Annotated in this window: 16 protein-coding genes; 14 read left to right on the plus strand and 2 right to left on the minus strand. The window is 60.2% G+C overall.

The features are described 5' to 3' along the window. Positions 1-103: 103 nt before the first annotated feature. The 5 genes from BUC04_RS18995 to glnS all read left to right on the plus strand — a co-directional run bounded on the left by BUC04_RS18995 (position 104) and on the right by glnS (position 5,800). Positions 104-337, plus strand: coding sequence for a FeoA family protein (locus BUC04_RS18995; RefSeq protein ID WP_067659911.1), 234 nt, complete (start codon positions 104-106; stop codon positions 335-337). Next, a complete protein-coding gene (gene feoB, locus BUC04_RS19000) occupies positions 337-2,511 on the plus strand; it encodes a ferrous iron transport protein B (RefSeq protein WP_067659908.1) in 2,175 nt (724 codons plus the stop codon). The genes BUC04_RS18995 and feoB overlap by 1 nt, the downstream gene beginning before the upstream one ends. Positions 2,512-2,640: 129 nt before the next feature. Then, positions 2,641-3,246, plus strand: a complete 606-nt coding sequence (locus BUC04_RS19005) for a NapC/NirT family cytochrome c (RefSeq protein WP_067659905.1) — start codon at positions 2,641-2,643, stop codon at positions 3,244-3,246. 2 nt (positions 3,247-3,248) lie between these two features. After that, positions 3,249-3,839 (plus strand): NapC/NirT family cytochrome c, encoded by a 591-nt coding sequence (locus BUC04_RS19010; protein ID WP_067659902.1) that lies wholly within the window; start codon positions 3,249-3,251, stop codon positions 3,837-3,839. A gap of 287 nt (positions 3,840-4,126) precedes the next feature. Further along, positions 4,127-5,800, plus strand: a complete 1,674-nt coding sequence (gene glnS / locus BUC04_RS19015) for a glutamine--tRNA ligase (protein ID WP_067660126.1) — start codon at positions 4,127-4,129, stop codon at positions 5,798-5,800. Positions 5,801-6,488: 688 nt separating this feature from the next. Here the strand turns inward: glnS and fur are convergent. After that, positions 6,489-6,917 (minus strand): ferric iron uptake transcriptional regulator, encoded by a 429-nt coding sequence (gene fur, locus BUC04_RS19020; RefSeq protein ID WP_067664870.1) that lies wholly within the window; start codon positions 6,915-6,917, stop codon positions 6,489-6,491. Positions 6,918-7,524: 607 nt separating this feature from the next. Here fur and BUC04_RS19025 point away from each other — a divergent pair. The 5 genes from BUC04_RS19025 to cobB all read left to right on the plus strand — a co-directional run bounded on the left by BUC04_RS19025 (position 7,525) and on the right by cobB (position 11,091). After that, positions 7,525-8,574 carry a hypothetical protein gene (locus BUC04_RS19025; RefSeq protein ID WP_067664690.1) on the plus strand — a complete coding sequence of 350 codons (1,050 nt, stop codon included), beginning with the start codon at positions 7,525-7,527 and terminating at the stop codon, positions 8,572-8,574. After that, positions 8,571-8,912, plus strand: coding sequence for a hypothetical protein (locus BUC04_RS19030; protein WP_067664692.1), 342 nt, complete (start codon positions 8,571-8,573; stop codon positions 8,910-8,912). Before BUC04_RS19025 ends, BUC04_RS19030 begins: the two co-directional genes overlap by 4 nt. Next, positions 8,906-9,190, plus strand: coding sequence for a hypothetical protein (locus BUC04_RS19035; RefSeq protein ID WP_067664694.1), 285 nt, complete (start codon positions 8,906-8,908; stop codon positions 9,188-9,190). The genes BUC04_RS19030 and BUC04_RS19035 overlap by 7 nt, the downstream gene beginning before the upstream one ends. Positions 9,191-9,352: 162 nt before the next feature. After that, positions 9,353-9,682 (plus strand): DeoR family transcriptional regulator, encoded by a 330-nt coding sequence (locus BUC04_RS19040; protein WP_067664696.1) that lies wholly within the window; start codon positions 9,353-9,355, stop codon positions 9,680-9,682. Positions 9,683-10,377: 695 nt separating this feature from the next. After that, the gene (gene cobB / locus BUC04_RS19045; protein WP_067664698.1) at positions 10,378-11,091 is read left to right on the plus strand and encodes a Sir2 family NAD+-dependent deacetylase; all 714 of its coding nucleotides are present in this window, start codon (positions 10,378-10,380) and stop codon (positions 11,089-11,091) included. Positions 11,092-11,111: 20 nt separating this feature from the next. Here cobB and bioA read toward each other — a convergent pair whose 3' ends face one another. Continuing rightward, positions 11,112-12,398, minus strand: coding sequence for an adenosylmethionine--8-amino-7-oxononanoate transaminase (gene bioA / locus BUC04_RS19050; RefSeq protein ID WP_067664699.1), 1,287 nt, complete (start codon positions 12,396-12,398; stop codon positions 11,112-11,114). A 111-nt stretch (positions 12,399-12,509) separates the two neighbouring features. On the opposite strand from bioA, the gene bioB reads away from it, so the two are divergent. Genes bioB through bioD form a run of 4 tightly spaced genes read left to right on the plus strand, consistent with a single transcriptional unit; the run spans position 12,510 to position 16,081 of the window. After that, entirely contained in the window at positions 12,510-13,535 is a 1,026-nt protein-coding gene (bioB, locus tag BUC04_RS19055; protein ID WP_067664701.1) for a biotin synthase BioB, read from the plus strand. After that, positions 13,522-14,652 (plus strand): aminotransferase class I/II-fold pyridoxal phosphate-dependent enzyme, encoded by a 1,131-nt coding sequence (locus BUC04_RS19060; RefSeq protein ID WP_067664703.1) that lies wholly within the window; start codon positions 13,522-13,524, stop codon positions 14,650-14,652. Before bioB ends, BUC04_RS19060 begins: the two co-directional genes overlap by 14 nt. Then, positions 14,649-15,380, plus strand: coding sequence for a methyltransferase domain-containing protein (locus BUC04_RS19065; RefSeq protein ID WP_067664705.1), 732 nt, complete (start codon positions 14,649-14,651; stop codon positions 15,378-15,380). Before BUC04_RS19060 ends, BUC04_RS19065 begins: the two co-directional genes overlap by 4 nt. Further along, positions 15,377-16,081 carry a dethiobiotin synthase gene (gene bioD, locus BUC04_RS19070; RefSeq protein ID WP_067664707.1) on the plus strand — a complete coding sequence of 235 codons (705 nt, stop codon included), beginning with the start codon at positions 15,377-15,379 and terminating at the stop codon, positions 16,079-16,081. Before BUC04_RS19065 ends, bioD begins: the two co-directional genes overlap by 4 nt. The last annotated feature ends 77 nt before the right edge of the window (positions 16,082-16,158 follow it).

Here is a 16,158-nt window from a genome sequence, read left to right on the forward strand (position 1 = left end):
TTTTTCGATAACGAAAAGTTGGATCTGGGTCATGCTATATCGCCGAATCGGGGGATATACTGGTTCTAAATGAGAGCGATTAGCATTTTCTGTGAGGTGGATCATGACGCTATCGGAAGCACGTAGCGGAGACAAGGTAAAGGTGGTTTCACTGTTACCGGATGGCCTGGATTCGGGGCTGATTGCCAAGATGAGCGCGCTGGGTTTCGTCCCCGGTGCCGGTGTAGAAGTGGTGAGACGTGCCCCGTTCGGCCGTTCGCTGCAGTTGAAAATCAAAGGTGGCAGCCTGTGCCTGACCGCGCAGCTCGCTGACTCCGTGAAGGTGGCCCAGTCCTGATGTCCACACAGTTTCATTTTGCCCTGGTAGGCAACCCCAACTCCGGTAAATCCACCCTGTTCAACCTGCTCACCGGCGCCAACGCCAAGGTGGGCAACTGGGCCGGGGTGACCGTGGGTCAAAGCGCCCACGACCTGACCCTGGACAAAGGCAGCGCCAAGCTGATTGACCTGCCCGGTCTGTATGATCTCAGCGCCCATACCGGCCCGGAAGACGAGGCAATTGCCCGCCAGGTGCTGCTGGCCAAGCAGTACGATGCGCTGGTTAACGTGGTGGATGCCTGTCAGCTGGAGCGTCATCTCTACCTGACTACCCAACTGCGTGAGCTGGGCAAGCCGATGCTGGTGCTGCTCAACAAGTGGGATGCCGCCGCGGGTGTCCTCTCTGACACCGCGTTGGCAACCCTGGAGCAGCGCTTCCAGTGCAAGATCCTGCCGATCTCTGCCCGTGATCCGAAAAGCCGGCAACAGGTACTGGCAGCGCTCAACAGCCTGACCAGCACCAACTCGGCATCCTGGCAGCTGAACTACGGCAGCGAGCTGGAAGCCAAGCTGAGCGGGGACGATCGCGCCCTGGCACTGGCTGAGTTGGCGCAACAGGGCGATGCGGATCTGCTGCAGCAACTGAGCCAGGTGCGTCACCAGTGGGTGGATGACACCCTCAAGGCGGTGCAGTCCCAGGCCAGCCAAGCCACCGGTTGGACCGAGAAGCTTGATTCTGTGGTACTGCATCCGTTCGCCGGGATCCCGGTGTTCCTGCTGATGATGTACCTCACCTTCGTGTTCGCCATCCACATGGGGGCGGCCTTTATTGATTTCTTCGACATCATGGCCGGCGCACTCTTTGTCGACGGTGCCGCCATGGTGTACGAGTCAATCGGCCTGCCGGATTGGCTGATCGGCCTGCTGGCCAACGGTCTGGGCATGGGTATCCAGACTGTCGCCACCTTTATCCCGGTGGTGGCCTTCCTGTTCTTCGCATTGGGCATCCTGGAGACCTCCGGTTACCTGGCCCGTGCCGCCTTCGTGGTGGAAGGGGCGATGAACAAGCTGGGCTTGCCGGGTAAGGCCTTTGTGCCGCTGATTGTCGGCTTTGGCTGTAACGTTCCTGCGATCACCGCCACCCGTACCCTGGAGTACAAGCGTCAACGCATCATGACCGCGATGATGGCGCCGTTCATGTCCTGTGGCGCCCGCTTGCCGGTGTATGCGCTGTTTGCAGCGGCCTTCTTCCAGAGCAACGGCCAGAACCTGGTGTTCGTGCTTTACCTGGTGGGTATCGCAGCGGCCATCTTCACCGGCCTGGTGCTGCGTTTTACCCTGCTGCCGGGCAAGGCCGGCCACGCGGTGATGGAGCTGCCTAACTACGAGTGGCCCAGCGCCCGAGCCATCCTCGACCGCACCTGGATGCGTACCCGCCAGTTCGTGCTGGGTGCCGGTAAGGTGATCGTCATCGTGGTGACCCTGCTGAGCTTTGTGAACACCCTGGGCACCGATGGCACCATCGGCCACGAAGACACCGACGAGTCCCTGCTGGCGGTCGCTGCGCAAACCGTTACTCCGGTGTTCAAGCCGATGGGGATTGAGCAGGACAACTGGCCGGCGACCGTGGGGATCATCACCGGGATCTTCGCCAAGGAAGCCGTAGTCGGCACCCTCAACAGCCTCTACGGCGGTGAAGGCGAAGAGGAAGAGGGCTTCCACCTGGGCGAGATCTTCGTAGAGGCGCTGCTGACCATCCCCGAGGAGATGCTGGGCATCGACCTGGCTGACCCGCTGGGCATTGATATCGGTGACCTGTCCAACCTGGAAGAGATGGGCGAGGAGCACGGCTTTGAAAGTGCCAGCCTGGGCAACCTGGAGGCGGCGTTTGTCACCCAGACCGCGGCGGTGGCCTACCTGCTGTTTATCCTGCTCTACACCCCCTGCGCGGCGGTGCTGGGCGCCATCGCCGGCGAGCTGGGCCGCGGCTGGACCGCCTTCTCCGCGGTTTGGACCTTCGGCCTGGGCTATGGCGTCGCGGTCAGCTATTACCAGCTGGTGAGCTTCGGTTTGGCCGGACTGCCGGTGGTGCTGGTGGTGCTGGTGGTGTTTGCCCTGGCGGTGCTGGCAATGCGCAAAGCGGCGGGTCGACCCAAGCCTTCGGTTGGTGACATTCCCGTTACGATGCGTTAAAAGCTGGTAACAAAACGCGTGAGCGATTAGATTAATTAACAAAGGCAGCCTGATAGGCTGCCTTTTTGATCGAGGTAGAAAAAAAACGGGACAACAAGCACTCAGAAGTAACGCATTGAGGTGAGCATAATGAGCAAGGAAAACGGCGGCTGGCGTCGCCTGTGGCAAAAGCCCGGTGCCAAATGGCGACTCGGTATCCCCATCGGGGGGCTGCTGTTTTTTGTCGCCGGCGCCCTGGGAACCGTGGGCTTCAACGTGGTGATCCACGAAACCAGCTCAGACGAGTTCTGTGTCCAGTGTCACGGCCCCAGTAAGTTTGCTGCCGAGGAGTGGCCGGATCACACCCACTACAACACCGGCTCCGGTGTGATGGTGACCTGTGCCGATTGCCACGTGGCCAAAGAGTTTGTCCCCAAGATGTGGCGGAAGATCACCGCCATGAAAGAGGTGTTCTACACCATCAAGGGTGATTACAACACCCGCGAGAAGTTCGAGGCGGCCCGCCACGTGATGGTGGAGAGCGTCTGGGAGGAGATGCGAGGCAACGACTCCCGCGAATGCCGCAGCTGCCACAAAGTCGAGCGGATGGACTTTGACAAGCAGAAGCGGATGGCGGCCACCATGCACAAGCGCATGATGGAATCGGACCCGTCAGCAGAGGGTTACCGCACCTGTATCGATTGCCACAAGTACCTGGCACACAACAAACCGCAAACCGATCTGGCTAAGGAGTAAGCATGACGGAGCAAAAGAAGAGCGTCTGGTCGGTGCCTTCCTCGCCCTGGTGGCGGTTTGGGATCCCGCTCGGCGGCCTGCTGGCCGTGATCCTGGGTATCCTTGCCTGGGTGGGCTTTGAGGTGTCGATGGAGATGTCCAGCACCGACGAGTTCTGTACCAGCTGTCACAACAGCCCCTCTCGCTGGGTGATGGATGAATGGCACAACGAATCAGCCCACTTCAACACCCGCAGCGGCGTGGTCGTGACCTGCCACGATTGCCACATTCCCAAGACCTTCTTTGCCAAGGTCTGGGTTAAGGGCACCAGCGCGGCGTCCCACATCACCACCCAGCTGACCGGCAAGTACAAGACCAAGGAAGACTTTGAGCAGCATCGTCTGGCCCTGGCTCAGCAGGTCTGGGATGTGATGGAGAAGACCGACTCCCGTGAGTGCCGCAGCTGCCATAACGTCGAGCGGATGGACCCGGCCCAGCAATCGGAAACCGCGGCCCAGTTCCACGAGGTGTTGGCCGACGGTGGGGTAACCTGCATCGATTGCCACAAGGGCATTGCCCACCATCTGCCCGGGGCCTTGACCCAGGCAAACTGAGTCAGCCGCAACCCGGCGCAAGCGCCAGCCACACCCCCGGTGTGCTGGCGCTTTTGTTTTGTCGCTGCAGAGCCCACTGCGTACCCGGATGCGCTGCCAGCGACAGGGGCTGTCGGCCCTGAAGCAGCAAGCAAAGCCCGCTATGGCCCCTTTACCAGGCCAAGATCTGCGCGAAAACGGCTTTGTCCCCGTCACAGCGGTCAAATCCTTGTTTTAGTCAGTTGCCAAGGTCCTAAACTTGTAGGAACATACCGCCCTTATATCTGTTTTTTCCTCGGAGGATGGGCATGAGCCAGCCGGACACTGAAGTACGTCCTAGCAACTTTATCCGCAACATCATCGACGGGGATCTGGCTTCCGGTAAGCACAGCAGCATTCACACCCGGTTCCCGCCGGAGCCGAATGGCTATCTGCACATCGGTCACGCCAAATCCATCTGTCTGAACTTTGGCATCGCCCAGGACTACCAGGGCCAGTGCAACCTGCGCTTTGACGACACCAATCCGGTGAAAGAGGACATCGAATACGTCGAGTCCATCAAACAGGACGTCCAGTGGTTGGGCTTCCAGTGGAACGGCGAGGTGTGCTACTCGTCCAACTACTTCGACCAGCTGTACAGCTACGCCGTTGAGCTGATCAACAAGGGCCTGGCCTATGTTGACGAGCTGAGCCCGGATGAGATCCGCGCCTACCGTGGCACCCTGAAGGAGCCGGGTAAGAACAGCCCCTACCGGGACCGTCCGGTGGAGGAGAACCTGGCGCTGTTCGAGAAGATGAAGAACGGTGAGTTCGAAGAGGGCACCGCCTGTCTGCGTGCCAAGATCGACATGGCTTCCTCCTTCATGGTGATGCGCGACCCGGTGCTGTACCGCATCAAGTTCGCTCACCACCACCAGACCGGTGACAAGTGGTGCATCTACCCGATGTACGATTTCACCCACTGCATCTCCGATGCACTGGAGGGGATCACCCACTCGCTGTGTACCCTGGAGTTCCAGGACAACCGTCGTCTGTACGACTGGGTGCTGGAGAACATCACCATCGACGTGGTGCCGCACCAGTACGAGTTCAGCCGTCTGAACCTGGAATACACCGTGATGTCCAAGCGCAAGCTGAACCAGCTGGTGGTGGACGGTCACGTGTCCGGTTGGGACGATCCGCGCATGCCCACCATCTCCGGTCTGCGTCGCCGTGGTTACACCCCGGCCTCCATCCGGGAGTTCTGTAAGCGCATCGGTGTGACCAAGATGGACAACACCGTTGAGATGGGGATGCTGGAAGCCTGCATCCGTGACGACCTGAACCAGAACGCGCCCCGTGCCATGGCGGTGCTGGAGCCGGTGAAGGTGGTGCTGGAGAACTACCCGCAGGGCCAGAGCGAGATCCTGACCATCGCCAACCACCCCTCCGACGAGTCCATGGGCAGCCGTGAGGTGCCGTTCTCCGGTGAGCTGTACATCGAAGCGGAAGACTTCCGTGAAGAGGCGAACAAGAAGTTCAAGCGCCTGGTGCTGGGCAAGAAGGTTCGCCTGCGTGGCGCCTACGTCATCACCGCTGAGCGAGTTGAGAAGGACGCGGACGGCAAGGTGACTACCATCTTCTGCAGCGTCGATCTGGACACCCTGGGTGTGGATCCGGCCGATGGCGTTAAGCCCAAGGGCGTGATCCACTGGGTCTCCACCGCCCACGCGCTGGATGCCGAGGTACGTCTGTACGATCGTCTGTTCAACGTGCCCAACCCCGGTGCCGGTGAGCTGCACGAGACCCTCAACCCGGACTCCCTGACCGTTCTGGCTAATGCCAAGGTGGAGCCGGCGTTGCAGCAGGCGCAAGCGGAGCAGGCGTTCCAGTTTGAACGCACCGGTTACTTCACTGCCGACAGCCGCGACAGCAGCGCCGACAAGCTGGTGTTCAACCGCACCGTGGGTCTGCGTGACTCCTGGGCCAAGATCGCCGGCTAAGCGCCAGCAAGCAGAACAAACGGACGCCTCGGCGTCCGTTTTTTATTGGGATCGTGCGGGCTGCGCTAGGTAAGAGCCAAGGAGAGCAGGTACTAGGAAGGGCAGGTGCTAGGGCGGGCGATGCCCTGCTAGGTTCTAGGTAGAGCCGGGGAAGAGCAGAGGAGGGGCAGGGACTGGGGCGGGCGAAGCCCTGCTAGGAGCTAGGAAAAGCCGGGAAAGAGCAGGGACATGGGCGGGCGATGCCCTGCTAGGTACTAGGGAAAAGCAGGAGAAGAGCAGGTACTAGGGCGGGCGATGCCCTTCTAGGTACTAGGGAAAAGCAGGAGAAGAGCAGGTGCTAGGCCGGGTAAAGCCCTGCTAGGTACTAGGGAAAAGCCTAGGAAGAGCCAAGATGGAGCAGGTGCTGGGACGGGCCTTGCCTTTCTAGGTACTAGGAAGAGCCAAGGAGGAGCAGGGACTAGGGCGGGCATAGCCCTCCTAGGAGCTAGGGAAAGAATCGGTAAAGCGTTGACGTCGAAGATTGGCGGTTTAGCCTGCCTAGCCCCTAGCCCCTAGCCCCTAGCCCCTAGCCCCTAGCCCCTAGCCCCTAGCCCCTAGCCCCTAGCCCCTAGCCCCTAGCCCCTAGCCCCTAGCACCTATAAAAAACGCCGGCTTCGATGAGCCGGCGTTTTCTTTATCTGGTCAACACTCAGGTGTTGTGGTCGCACTTGTCGTTGGTGCAGTGGCCGTACAGGTAGAGGCTGTGGTTGGTCAGCTTGATGTTGTGCTTGAGCGCAATCTCCTGCTGACGGGCCTCGATCACCTCGTCACTGAACTCGATCACCTTGCCGCAATCGAGGCAAACCAGGTGGTCGTGGTGGTGCTGGCTGGCCAGCTCAAACACCGCCTTGCCGCTTTCGAAGTGGTGACGAGAGACAATACCGGCATCATCAAACTGGTTGAGAACCCGGTATACGGTGGCCAGGCCAATCTCCTCTCCTGACTCCAGCAGCAGCTTGTACAGCTCTTCTGCGCTGATGTGTTGGTTCTGAGGGTTCTGCAGCAGTTCCAAGATCTTCACCCGCGGTAGGGTAACCTTCAAACCCGCTTTCTTTAATGCCTGGTTCTCGTCTGTCATGTCGTTCTCGTTGTAGTAGGGCATCTCACCCAAGCGATGGCTGAGGCCATTATAGGAATCTTCTGGCAAAGATAAAACCATTAGCTAAGCAGGTATCTATTTCAACAAAATATTTTGATATTAAGACCATAGGCACTTAGGTATGCCCGTCAGCGCTCAATCACGCTCACTACCCCCCTTTTTTGGATGACAAGGCCAAGCCAGAAAGATAGGCCTTTACTCGATATTTGCTTCCAAGTTTGGTTCGCAATTAGGAAACGCAGGTAGATCAGGAACAGGCTGCAGCCATGCCTTTAGCTGGTCGCGGTGGCTACAGCGGCAAATAGGGACTTCCATGTGAGGGTCTGACTGCCTCAACTAGCCGCAAAGATAAGTTCGCTGACATTTGCTGCAAGCAACTAAGACATAGCTGGACACCTAGGCCGTCAATCAGCGCGCTTCATTTTGTGCTGAATCCGCTAACCTCGCGACGCTATCGTAGCCCAATTATTGAACTGTGAGCCCTGTCACGATTGGCGAGAAAGGCCAACAATACCAATTTAAATTACTACACAGTGTAGTAAAGTCGTCGCCCAAACATAACCATTTCCACTTTTGGGAGCAGACGATGAACAAGACACTTACCGCCCTGGCACTTGCTGGAGTTCTCGCTGGATGCTCCAGCGACAACACCACCCCCAACCCCAACCCACCACCGGCAGTTGTGGATTGCTTCGGTATTGAAACCGCCACCGGCGATGGCATGTGTGACGCCACCAATCATGCAGTTGGAGCTCTGGGTGAAGGGTTCAGCGGCAACGTGTTAGAGCAACGCGGCGGTTTGTTTCTATCTGGCAACGTGATCGCCATTGACGGAGAAGTCGAAGCACATGAACGCTGGGTGATGACGTGGCGATCAGATGAAGAAGGGGACGTCCTGGTGATGCCGCTGTCCGCCAAGTTCGATCAGGTCTGGCGCGCCTTTGCCTGTGATGGCTGGAACCGCGATTGCACTGTTCGCCTCGATGAATTAACCGGAGTGCGAGAGAGCAGAACGGATGCAGCTTTCCCCATGACCCCTGAGCTGGTCGATATGTTCGACGGCCGCCGGATCAACCTTAACCTGTTGGTGGATGGCGTTCCCCAGCATTTCGATACCTATAACTTTTTCCGAGAGGTGAAGGATCTTGCCCATGAGGTGGCAGGCCTGGACGGAGTAGAACGTGGCCTAGAACGCACTCGCGAACAGTTCCGCGCCTGGGGCTATGAAGGCGAAACGCTGGGGAACCTGATCGTCGAAGGTAGCGAGATCAGTGCTGATACAGATGGCGAGCCAGGAAAAGGAGTGGTCAATGCAGTCTGGGTTTATAACCAACTTGGGGAGCCCATCGAACAACACCAGGAGGGGCAGCTTGGGACCGTATTCATTGCTGAATTTGAATCTGTGGGTACCGTGCTCCGCTCCGCTGACTTCAGCTGTACCTACTCGGCGCAATGGTTGGGGAATGGGCTTCAATGGCTGGACCCGCGCTTCGACAAATGGGAAGAAGTCACCCATGTGCGTTTCGTTCCCAGTAGTGATTGCGCTGCCGGGGCGGTTCACACCTACGATCTGGACGACACATTGCGCGCCCACGCTGAGTTCCACTTCACTCTGGAGCAGGAGTTGACCCCGTGAGCACCAACATCACCCTAAGCAACGTTCTGGCGTCCGCCCTGGAGTTCACCACCGGCACTACCTACTGCGTTAAAGTGACCAGAAGCGACCAGGAGAGCCCCCTCTATCACATCTATTGTGAGCGCCGGGAGCTGGCCCTGATGTCCTTCTGGATGGGCCTGAAAGGGTGGCGGTTCCGGTCGGTTGTCCACTCGACCAAGAACTTGATCCCCAGTGCCAGGAACTTCGCGAGCAAAGTTAAGGCGGCGGAGGAGGAGCTGCAGGAGCTGCGCCAGAAGGCTCAGAGACGGAACCAGTGGCCGCATATCACCGACCATCGAGCGGCGACTCGATGTTGAAGAAGATAGCGGCGACGGGCCTGCTGGTGGCCTCTATTGGGGGGCCAGCCGTCCAGCATACACAGGCTGAAACTTGGAATGAGCTGACGAGGAAGGCCGGAGGTTTTGCCATGGGCAAGTCCGGCGCCCAAGTGGGATCCTTCATCTGCTATCAGAGCGGGTTCGATGAGGGAACCTTGAGCCCTCTTGTTGGTATGTATGAGACCTTCGCTTGGGAGCATCACCGGGAGGCTTGTATGTATATGCTGGAGCTATTGGAGGGGCTAGATGGTGCTTAACTTCATGGTTTTACTTTTTGTGGTGGTGTCAGGCTGCATCCTGCTCGCCGTTCTGGATTTCCTGAACCATAGGGATAGGTGACAACCACATTCCGCAGCCGGAGCGCCACGGATGGCTTTCATGTATGATTCTCGGTTCCAGTAGGACACCAAGATTGCACCATGGCACAGACGCGCGGAAGGCCCATCATCTGGGGTAACACGGAAGGGGCTTATCTCCTTCGATTGATTAAAGAGCAAGGAGAGCTTGAGACCCAAGAGCTGGCTGCCCTTCTGAACACATCCCCTGAATCAATTCGGCGCTGGCAGAGAGGGCAAGTGGAAGTCAAAGGGACGGCCCTAAGTACGATCCGGGCCCTGGTCGTTCAAAAGAAAGTTGACTTCAACAACCTCCGAATGCTTGCAGAGTTTAACAAGATGAATCCTGACCCGATGCCGCCCGAGAAAGCGATTGCCGAATTGGCGGCACTGAAGAAAAAGCTGCGGGATTAGCGCTCTCACCAACAAAAAAGCGATGACGTGGCTCTCTCAGAGAGATTACATGACAGGCTAGAGTTGCTGGTCGTCCAGCTGGTATGTGAGTCATGATCAGACATGGCAATGGCTCTGCGCTGCATTTGTATAGGGACTCTGCGGCAGCAACCTTTGATACCTACCAGATAACTCACCATGAGCTTGTGATCCCTTGTGGGGAGCAGCTTCTCCACCTTCATTTTCTTGCATCGTAGGTGGAGTATGAGTTCGAACGATTGCCGATTCACCCCAAGCAATCGGGATCACTTAAGCGAAAGACCCCTACCGACTTAGCCACAACCCATTGAATACTCAACTGCAGTGTAAACCCAACAGCTTCGTGGTGTATTGTATCTGTGTCTTTAGAACCTGTTTTACTTATCCATAAGTGCCGATGGGTGTCCCATTCAGATTGGCCTTCCCCGTAAAGCCAATGGGCATTGGCGGTTGTAGAGTTTTCTATAGACTAGTGATGACAAAGGTTTAGCCACATCCGGGACGCTTTGGCCCGAGGTGTTGAGCTGTTGTTCGAGCAGAACAGACTGGGTGTGAAACGACGTTTTGCTTAGCCGATGGTGCAATACCCAGGGGGAGCAAAACGGGGTACGTTACCCAGCTTGGGATGGCAACAATCATCAGCAAAGGTCGATGGACCCTAAGGAAGTCGTGAAGGGATGTATCAACGTATCGTGGTGTTAACCGGCGCAGGGATTTCTGCCGAATCCGGGCTGAAAACCTTCCGCGCCGAAGATGGGCTTTGGGAGGAGCATCGGGTGGAGGACGTGGCCACCCCCGAGGGCTACTGGCGAAACCCCGATCTGGTCAATCGCTTTTACAATCAGCGCTGGACTCAGCTGAAGAAAGACGTTGAGCCCAATCCGGCCCACCAGGCACTGGGGCGACTGGAGCAGGAGTTCGACGGTGAGCTGCTGCTGGTGACCCAGAACATCGATAACCTGCATGAGCGCGGCGGCAGCCGTCGGGTGCTGCACATGCACGGCGAGCTGGTTAAAGGGCGCTGCCCCAAGTCCCAGCAGACCTTCCCCCTGGCGATGCCCTTTGGCCCGGACAATCTCTGTACCTGTTGCGAGCCTGGCAACGTGATGCGTCCCCATGTGGTCTGGTTTGGCGAGATGCCTATCGGCCTGGACCGCATCTACGAAGCGCTGGAGCGTTGCGATCTGTTCATCAGCATTGGTACCTCGGGCACCGTCTATCCCGCCGCCGGCTTCGTCGAGATGGCTAACCACGCCGGCGCCCACACCCTGGAGATCAACCTGGAACCCTCCGAGGTGCACAGCCAGTTCAACACCCATCGCCAGGGACGGGCCGGCGAACTGGTGCCGGAGCTGGTCGAGCAGCTGCTGCGCGGCGAGTTGGTCCGCTAAAGCGTCGTCGCGGTGGCTCGCTAGCGGTACAGCTCTGGCCGAGCCAGGGTGTGTTGGATAGCCCCGGTCAGGCGGCTCAGCTGTGCCGCTGAGATGATGTAGGGCGGCATGATGTAAACCAGCTTGCCAAAGGGCCGGATCCACACGCCTTGCTCAACGAAAGCGGCCTGGATCCTGGCGCTGTCCACCGGGCGCCGGGTTTCCACCACGCCGATGGCACCGAACACCCGCACATCCGCCACCTCATCAAGCTCACGACAGGGCGCCAACTCCTCACTCATCTGCTGGCCGATGGCCGCGACCTGGTCGCGCCACTCTCCCGTTTGCAGCAAGCTCAAGCTGGCGTTGGCCACGGCGCAGGCCAGCGGGTTGCCCATAAAGGTGGGCCCATGCATGAACACCCCCGCTTCGGATTGGCACACCCCCCGGGCGACGGCGTCGCTGGCCAGGGTCGCCGCCAGTGTCATGGTGCCGCCGGTCAGCGCCTTGCCCAGGCACAGGATATCTGGCACCACCTGGGTGTGCTCATAGGCAAACAGCGCCCCGGTGCGACCAAACCCGGTTGCAATCTCATCAAAGATCAGCAGGATCCCGTGCTGGTCACAGTGCGCTTTCAGCGCCTCCAGGTAGCTGGCCCCATAGAAGTACATGCCCCCGGCGCCTTGCACCAAGGGCTCCAGGATCACCGCCGCGGTCTCATCACTGAACTGGGCCATCGCCGTTGCCAACGCCTCGGCATCCTCTGGGTGCAGCACCTCACCAGGCTGGGTTTTGGGCCGGGGCAGGAAGTGGGCCTGGGGCAGCATCTGGCGAAACAGACCATGCATGCCGTTTACCGGGTCGCACACGCTCATGGCTCCAAAGGTGTCACCGTGGTAGCCACCGCGGATGGTCATCAACCGGGTCTTATCCTGCTGGCCGATCCCCTGCTGGTATTGCAGCGCCATCTTCAGCGCTACCTCCACCGCCACAGAGCCGGAGTCCGCCAAAAACAGCTTATCCAGCTTTGGGTCCACCAGGCTGAGCAAGCGCTTACCCAGCTCCGTGGCCGGGGCATGGGTGAGGCCACCAAACATCACATGGCTCATGCGGTCGATCTGGTCCTTGGCGGCCTGGGACAGCAGCGGATGCTGGTAGCCGTGGATGGTGCTCCACCAGCTGCTCATGCCGTCGATCAGGCGACGGCCATCCTCCAGCTCGATCTCCACCCCCTCGGCCCGGGCAACCGGGTAGCAGGGCAGGGGCTCGGTGGTGGAGGTGTAGGGATGCCAGAGGTGGTCCCGGTCAAAGGAGATATCCGCGTGCATTGTATAATTTTTATCCATTGGTAAAGGTGGTGCGCTGGTCGGCGTTGACAGTGTAACTTCTGGGCTTATCCTAGCCAACGTTAACCGTTATCAAACCAATGGAATTTTGCCATGGCCGCCATCCGCCACGATTGGACCCGCGATGAGGTTCAAGCCCTGCTCGACCTGCCCCTGAACGATCTGCTGTTTCAGGCTCAAACCGTCCACCGGGCTCACTTTACCCCTAACCAGGTTCAGATCTCGCGCCTGCTCTCCATCAAGACCGGTGCCTGCCCGGAGGACTGCAAGTACTGTCCGCAAAGCGCCCGCTACCACACCGGGCTGGAGACTGAGCAGTTGATCGAGGTGGAGAAGGTACTGACCGAGGCCAAGGCGGCTAAGGCGGCCGGTGCCAGCCGCTTCTGCATGGGCGCCGCCTGGCGTAACCCACGGGAGCGGGACATGCCTTACGTGCTGAAGATGGTACGGGAGGTGAAGGCGATGGGGATGGAGACCTGCATGACCCTGGGGATGCTCAGCGCCGAGCAGGCCGAGGCCCTGGCGGAAGCGGGCCTGGATTACTACAACCACAACCTGGATACCTCGCCGGAGTTTTACGGCGAGATCATCTCCACCCGCAGCTATGACGACCGCCTCAATACCCTGGAGAACGTCCGCGGTGCCGGCATGAAGGTCTGCTCTGGCGGGATCCTGGGGATGGGCGAAGCGCCGGAGGATCGGGCCGAGCTGCTGCGTCAGCTGGCGACCCTGCCCAAGCACCCGGAAAGCGTGCCGATCAACATGCTGGTGAAGGTGCCGGGCACACCGATGGCAGATCAGGACGACTTGGACCCCATCACCTTCGTTAAGGCGATCGCCGTGGCCCGGATCCTGATGCCTGCCTCCCACGTTCGTTTGTCGGCGGGTCGCGAGAAGATGTCCGATGAACTGCAGGCGATGTGCTTCTTCGCCGGCGCCAACTCCATCTTCTACGGCTGCAAGTTGCTGACCACCGCTAACCCGCGGGAGAACGACGACATGCGCCTGTTCGCCCGCCTGGGCATCGAGCCGGAAGCCGGCGCACCGGCACACCTGGAAAACCTCAAGCCGGTTCAGCCCCGTACCGATGACGCGCTGTTCTACAATGCCGCACCCTGAGGTTTGGCAACAGCGCTGGCAATCAACGCTGGCGCAGCAACAGGCCCAGGGCTTGCGGCGTCAGCGGGTCTGTTGTCAGCCGCTGTCACCCAGAACGGTGCGCATGGACGGCCGGGACTACCTGCAGTTTGCCAGCAATGACTACCTGGGTCTGGCGTTTGAACCCGGTAATCCCTCGTTCTCCGGTGCCAGCCGTGGTGCCGGGGCGTCGCCCTTGGTAAGCGGTTACCAACCGGCTCACCGGGCGCTGGAACAGGCCCTGTGTGAGGCCACCGGCTACCCGGCGGCGATGCTGTTCAGCTCCGGCTTTGCCGCTAATTCTGCGCCGCTGAGTCTGCTCCAGGCCGGCGACCGGGTGCTGGCGGACAAGCTGGCCCACGCCTCTATTGTCGATGCTGCCCTGGCCAGTCCTGCCACCATGCGTCGCTTCCCTCACAACGACATGGCCACCCTGGCAAGCTGGCTGGCCAAGGGGGAAGCCGACACCCTGGTGGCTACCGAATCGGTGTTCTCCATGGATGGCGACCAGGCCCCATTGACCGAGCTGGTGGCGCTGTGTCGCAAGCACGGTGCCTTGAGTTGGGTGGATGACGCCCACGGCTTTGGCATCCTCGGCGAGCACGGCCTGGGGGCGGCTGAGTTGGCCCGCCCGGATCTGCTCACCATCACCTTTGGCAAGGCGATGGGGGCCGGGGGTGCCGCATTGCTGGGTTCGGAGCTGATGATTGATGCCCTGCAGCAATCGGCCCGCCACTACATCTATTCCACTGCGATGCCGACGGATCAGGCAGAGCTTGTGCGCCAGCAGCTGGGCAAGTTGACTCAGCCCGAGCGGCGGGCGCACATGGCTCAGTTGATCCAGCGCTTTCGCCAGGGCGCAGAGCAACTGGGCTGGCAACTGGGCAGTTCACAAACGCCGATCCAGCCGATCCTGGTGGGGGCCTCGGAGGCCGCCCTGGCCCTGTCGGAGCGCCTCAAGCAGGCGGGGATCTGGTGTCCGGCGATCCGGCCGCCGACGGTGCCCCGTGGCCAGGCCCGCTTGCGAGTGGTGCTTAACGCCGGTCATCGGCCCGAAGACATCGACCGTTTGCTGGACCAACTGGGGGTGGCGTTATGATGGGGGTTGCCCAATGCTTCTCCGGTGCCGCCAAGCACTATGACGCTCACGCCCAGTTGCAGCGGCGAGTGGGGCGAGCCTTGCTGCAGCGCGCCCAGCCCGCCGATTGGTGGCTGGATCTGGGAGCCGGTACCGGTTTTCTGACCGAGCAACTGCCCGGTGAGGGTAACCTGGCGCTGGACCTGGCACCGGCGATGCTCAGCCAGGGCCGTGCCCGGGGCCGGATCCAGCAGGCATTGTTGGCGGATATCCAGGCGCTGCCGCTGCAGCCCGGCTCGGTACCGGCGATGGCCGCCAACCTGTCACTGCAATGGTGTTCGAACCTGACCGCCACCCTGGCGGGGATGCGCCAGGCCGCCCGTCCCGGTGCTCAACTGCTGGCCACGGTGCCGGTAGCCGGTTGTTTCCCCGAGCTCCGCCCCCTGGTGGCCAACGGTTCGTTGGGCTGTCGCCATTTTCTCAGCATTGAGGCGGTGGCCCGGGCGGCCATCGAGGCAGGCTGGCAACAGGTGGCGGTGCACGCTCAGCAAGAGGTGGTGCACTTTGAGGATCCTCGCGCCCTGCTGGCGCACTTTAAGGGCACCGGCGCGCACCACCTGGCTGAGCGCCACCCTGGTCTGCGTGGACGGAGCTGGTGGCAGGGGGTTCAGCGGGTATTGGAACAGCATCGGCAGGCCGAAGGACTGCCACTGACCTGGCAATTAGGGCTGTTGGAGGCCAAGGCATGATCTACTTTGTCACCGGTACGGACACCGATGTCGGTAAAACCCTGGTCAGTACGGCGCTACTGAAGGCCAGCCAGGGCCTCACCCTGGGACTGAAGCCGATCGCCGCTGGCTGCGAGCCAACCCCCCAGGGGCTGAGAAATGCCGATGCACTGTCGCTGCAGGGGGCAAGCCGAATGTCGCTGGCCTACGAGCAGCTCAATCCCATCGCACTGGCGCCGCCCATTGCCCCGCACATCGCGGCAACCCAGGCCGGTGAGGTGCTGTCTGTCGCCCGGTTGGAGGATTGGCTGACGCCAATGCTGCCACAGCTGGCGCAATGCGACCTTTGCCTGGTGGAGGGAGCAGGGGGCTGGCGGCTGCCACTGAATGAGCAAGAAACCCTGCCGGATTGGGTCAAGCTCCATGACTGGCCGGTGATCCTGGTGGTGGGCATGAAGCTGGGTTGCCTGAATCACGCTCTGCTCACCCTGGAGGCGATCCAGGCGGATGGCCTGACGCTGGCAGGGTGGGTGGCCAACCGGGTCGATCCGGACATGGCCTATTACCAGGAGAATCTGGAGACCTTGCGCCAGCGTATGCCTGCCCCCTTGCTGGCGGAGATCCCCCACCTGACGAAGACCGCAACCTTGGCACCGGCGGTGGCGACATTGCGCCCGGCGGCCCAGAGTTTGAGCGGCAAAGGGAAAGGCCGTCAGGGGTAATCCGGTCCTATAGCTAGGTGGATGGGTCGGCATCGGATGGATGGCCGCTGACAAAGAATAAATGTCTGTGCCGTTGC

The organism is Ferrimonas marina (assembly GCF_900129905.1).
Taxonomy (GTDB): Bacteria; Pseudomonadota; Gammaproteobacteria; order Enterobacterales; family Shewanellaceae; genus Ferrimonas; species Ferrimonas marina.

Bases quoted from the DNA above. Each gene is read 5' to 3' on its own strand.
- BUC04_RS19005 (WP_067659905.1), top strand. From the start codon at position 2,641: ATGAGCAAGGAAAACGGCGGCTGGCGTCGCCTGTGGCAAAAGCCCGGT.
- BUC04_RS19025 (WP_067664690.1), top strand. From the start codon at position 7,525: ATGAACAAGACACTTACCGCCCTGGCACTTGCTGGAGTTCTCGCTGGA.
- bioA (WP_067664699.1), bottom strand. From the start codon at position 12,398: ATGCACGCGGATATCTCCTTTGACCGGGACCACCTCTGGCATCCCTAC.
- fur (WP_067664870.1), bottom strand. From the start codon at position 6,917: ATGACAGACGAGAACCAGGCATTAAAGAAAGCGGGTTTGAAGGTTACC.
- BUC04_RS19065 (WP_067664705.1), top strand. From the start codon at position 14,649: ATGATGGGGGTTGCCCAATGCTTCTCCGGTGCCGCCAAGCACTATGAC.
- cobB (WP_067664698.1), top strand. From the start codon at position 10,378: ATGTATCAACGTATCGTGGTGTTAACCGGCGCAGGGATTTCTGCCGAA.
- feoB (WP_067659908.1), top strand. From the start codon at position 337: ATGTCCACACAGTTTCATTTTGCCCTGGTAGGCAACCCCAACTCCGGT.
- BUC04_RS19060 (WP_067664703.1), top strand. From the start codon at position 13,522: ATGCCGCACCCTGAGGTTTGGCAACAGCGCTGGCAATCAACGCTGGCG.
- BUC04_RS18995 (WP_067659911.1), top strand. From the start codon at position 104: ATGACGCTATCGGAAGCACGTAGCGGAGACAAGGTAAAGGTGGTTTCA.
- BUC04_RS19040 (WP_067664696.1), top strand. From the start codon at position 9,353: ATGGCACAGACGCGCGGAAGGCCCATCATCTGGGGTAACACGGAAGGG.
- BUC04_RS19010 (WP_067659902.1), top strand. From the start codon at position 3,249: ATGACGGAGCAAAAGAAGAGCGTCTGGTCGGTGCCTTCCTCGCCCTGG.
- glnS (WP_067660126.1), top strand. From the start codon at position 4,127: ATGAGCCAGCCGGACACTGAAGTACGTCCTAGCAACTTTATCCGCAAC.
- bioB (WP_067664701.1), top strand. From the start codon at position 12,510: ATGGCCGCCATCCGCCACGATTGGACCCGCGATGAGGTTCAAGCCCTG.
- bioD (WP_067664707.1), top strand. From the start codon at position 15,377: ATGATCTACTTTGTCACCGGTACGGACACCGATGTCGGTAAAACCCTG.
- BUC04_RS19035 (WP_067664694.1), top strand. From the start codon at position 8,906: ATGTTGAAGAAGATAGCGGCGACGGGCCTGCTGGTGGCCTCTATTGGG.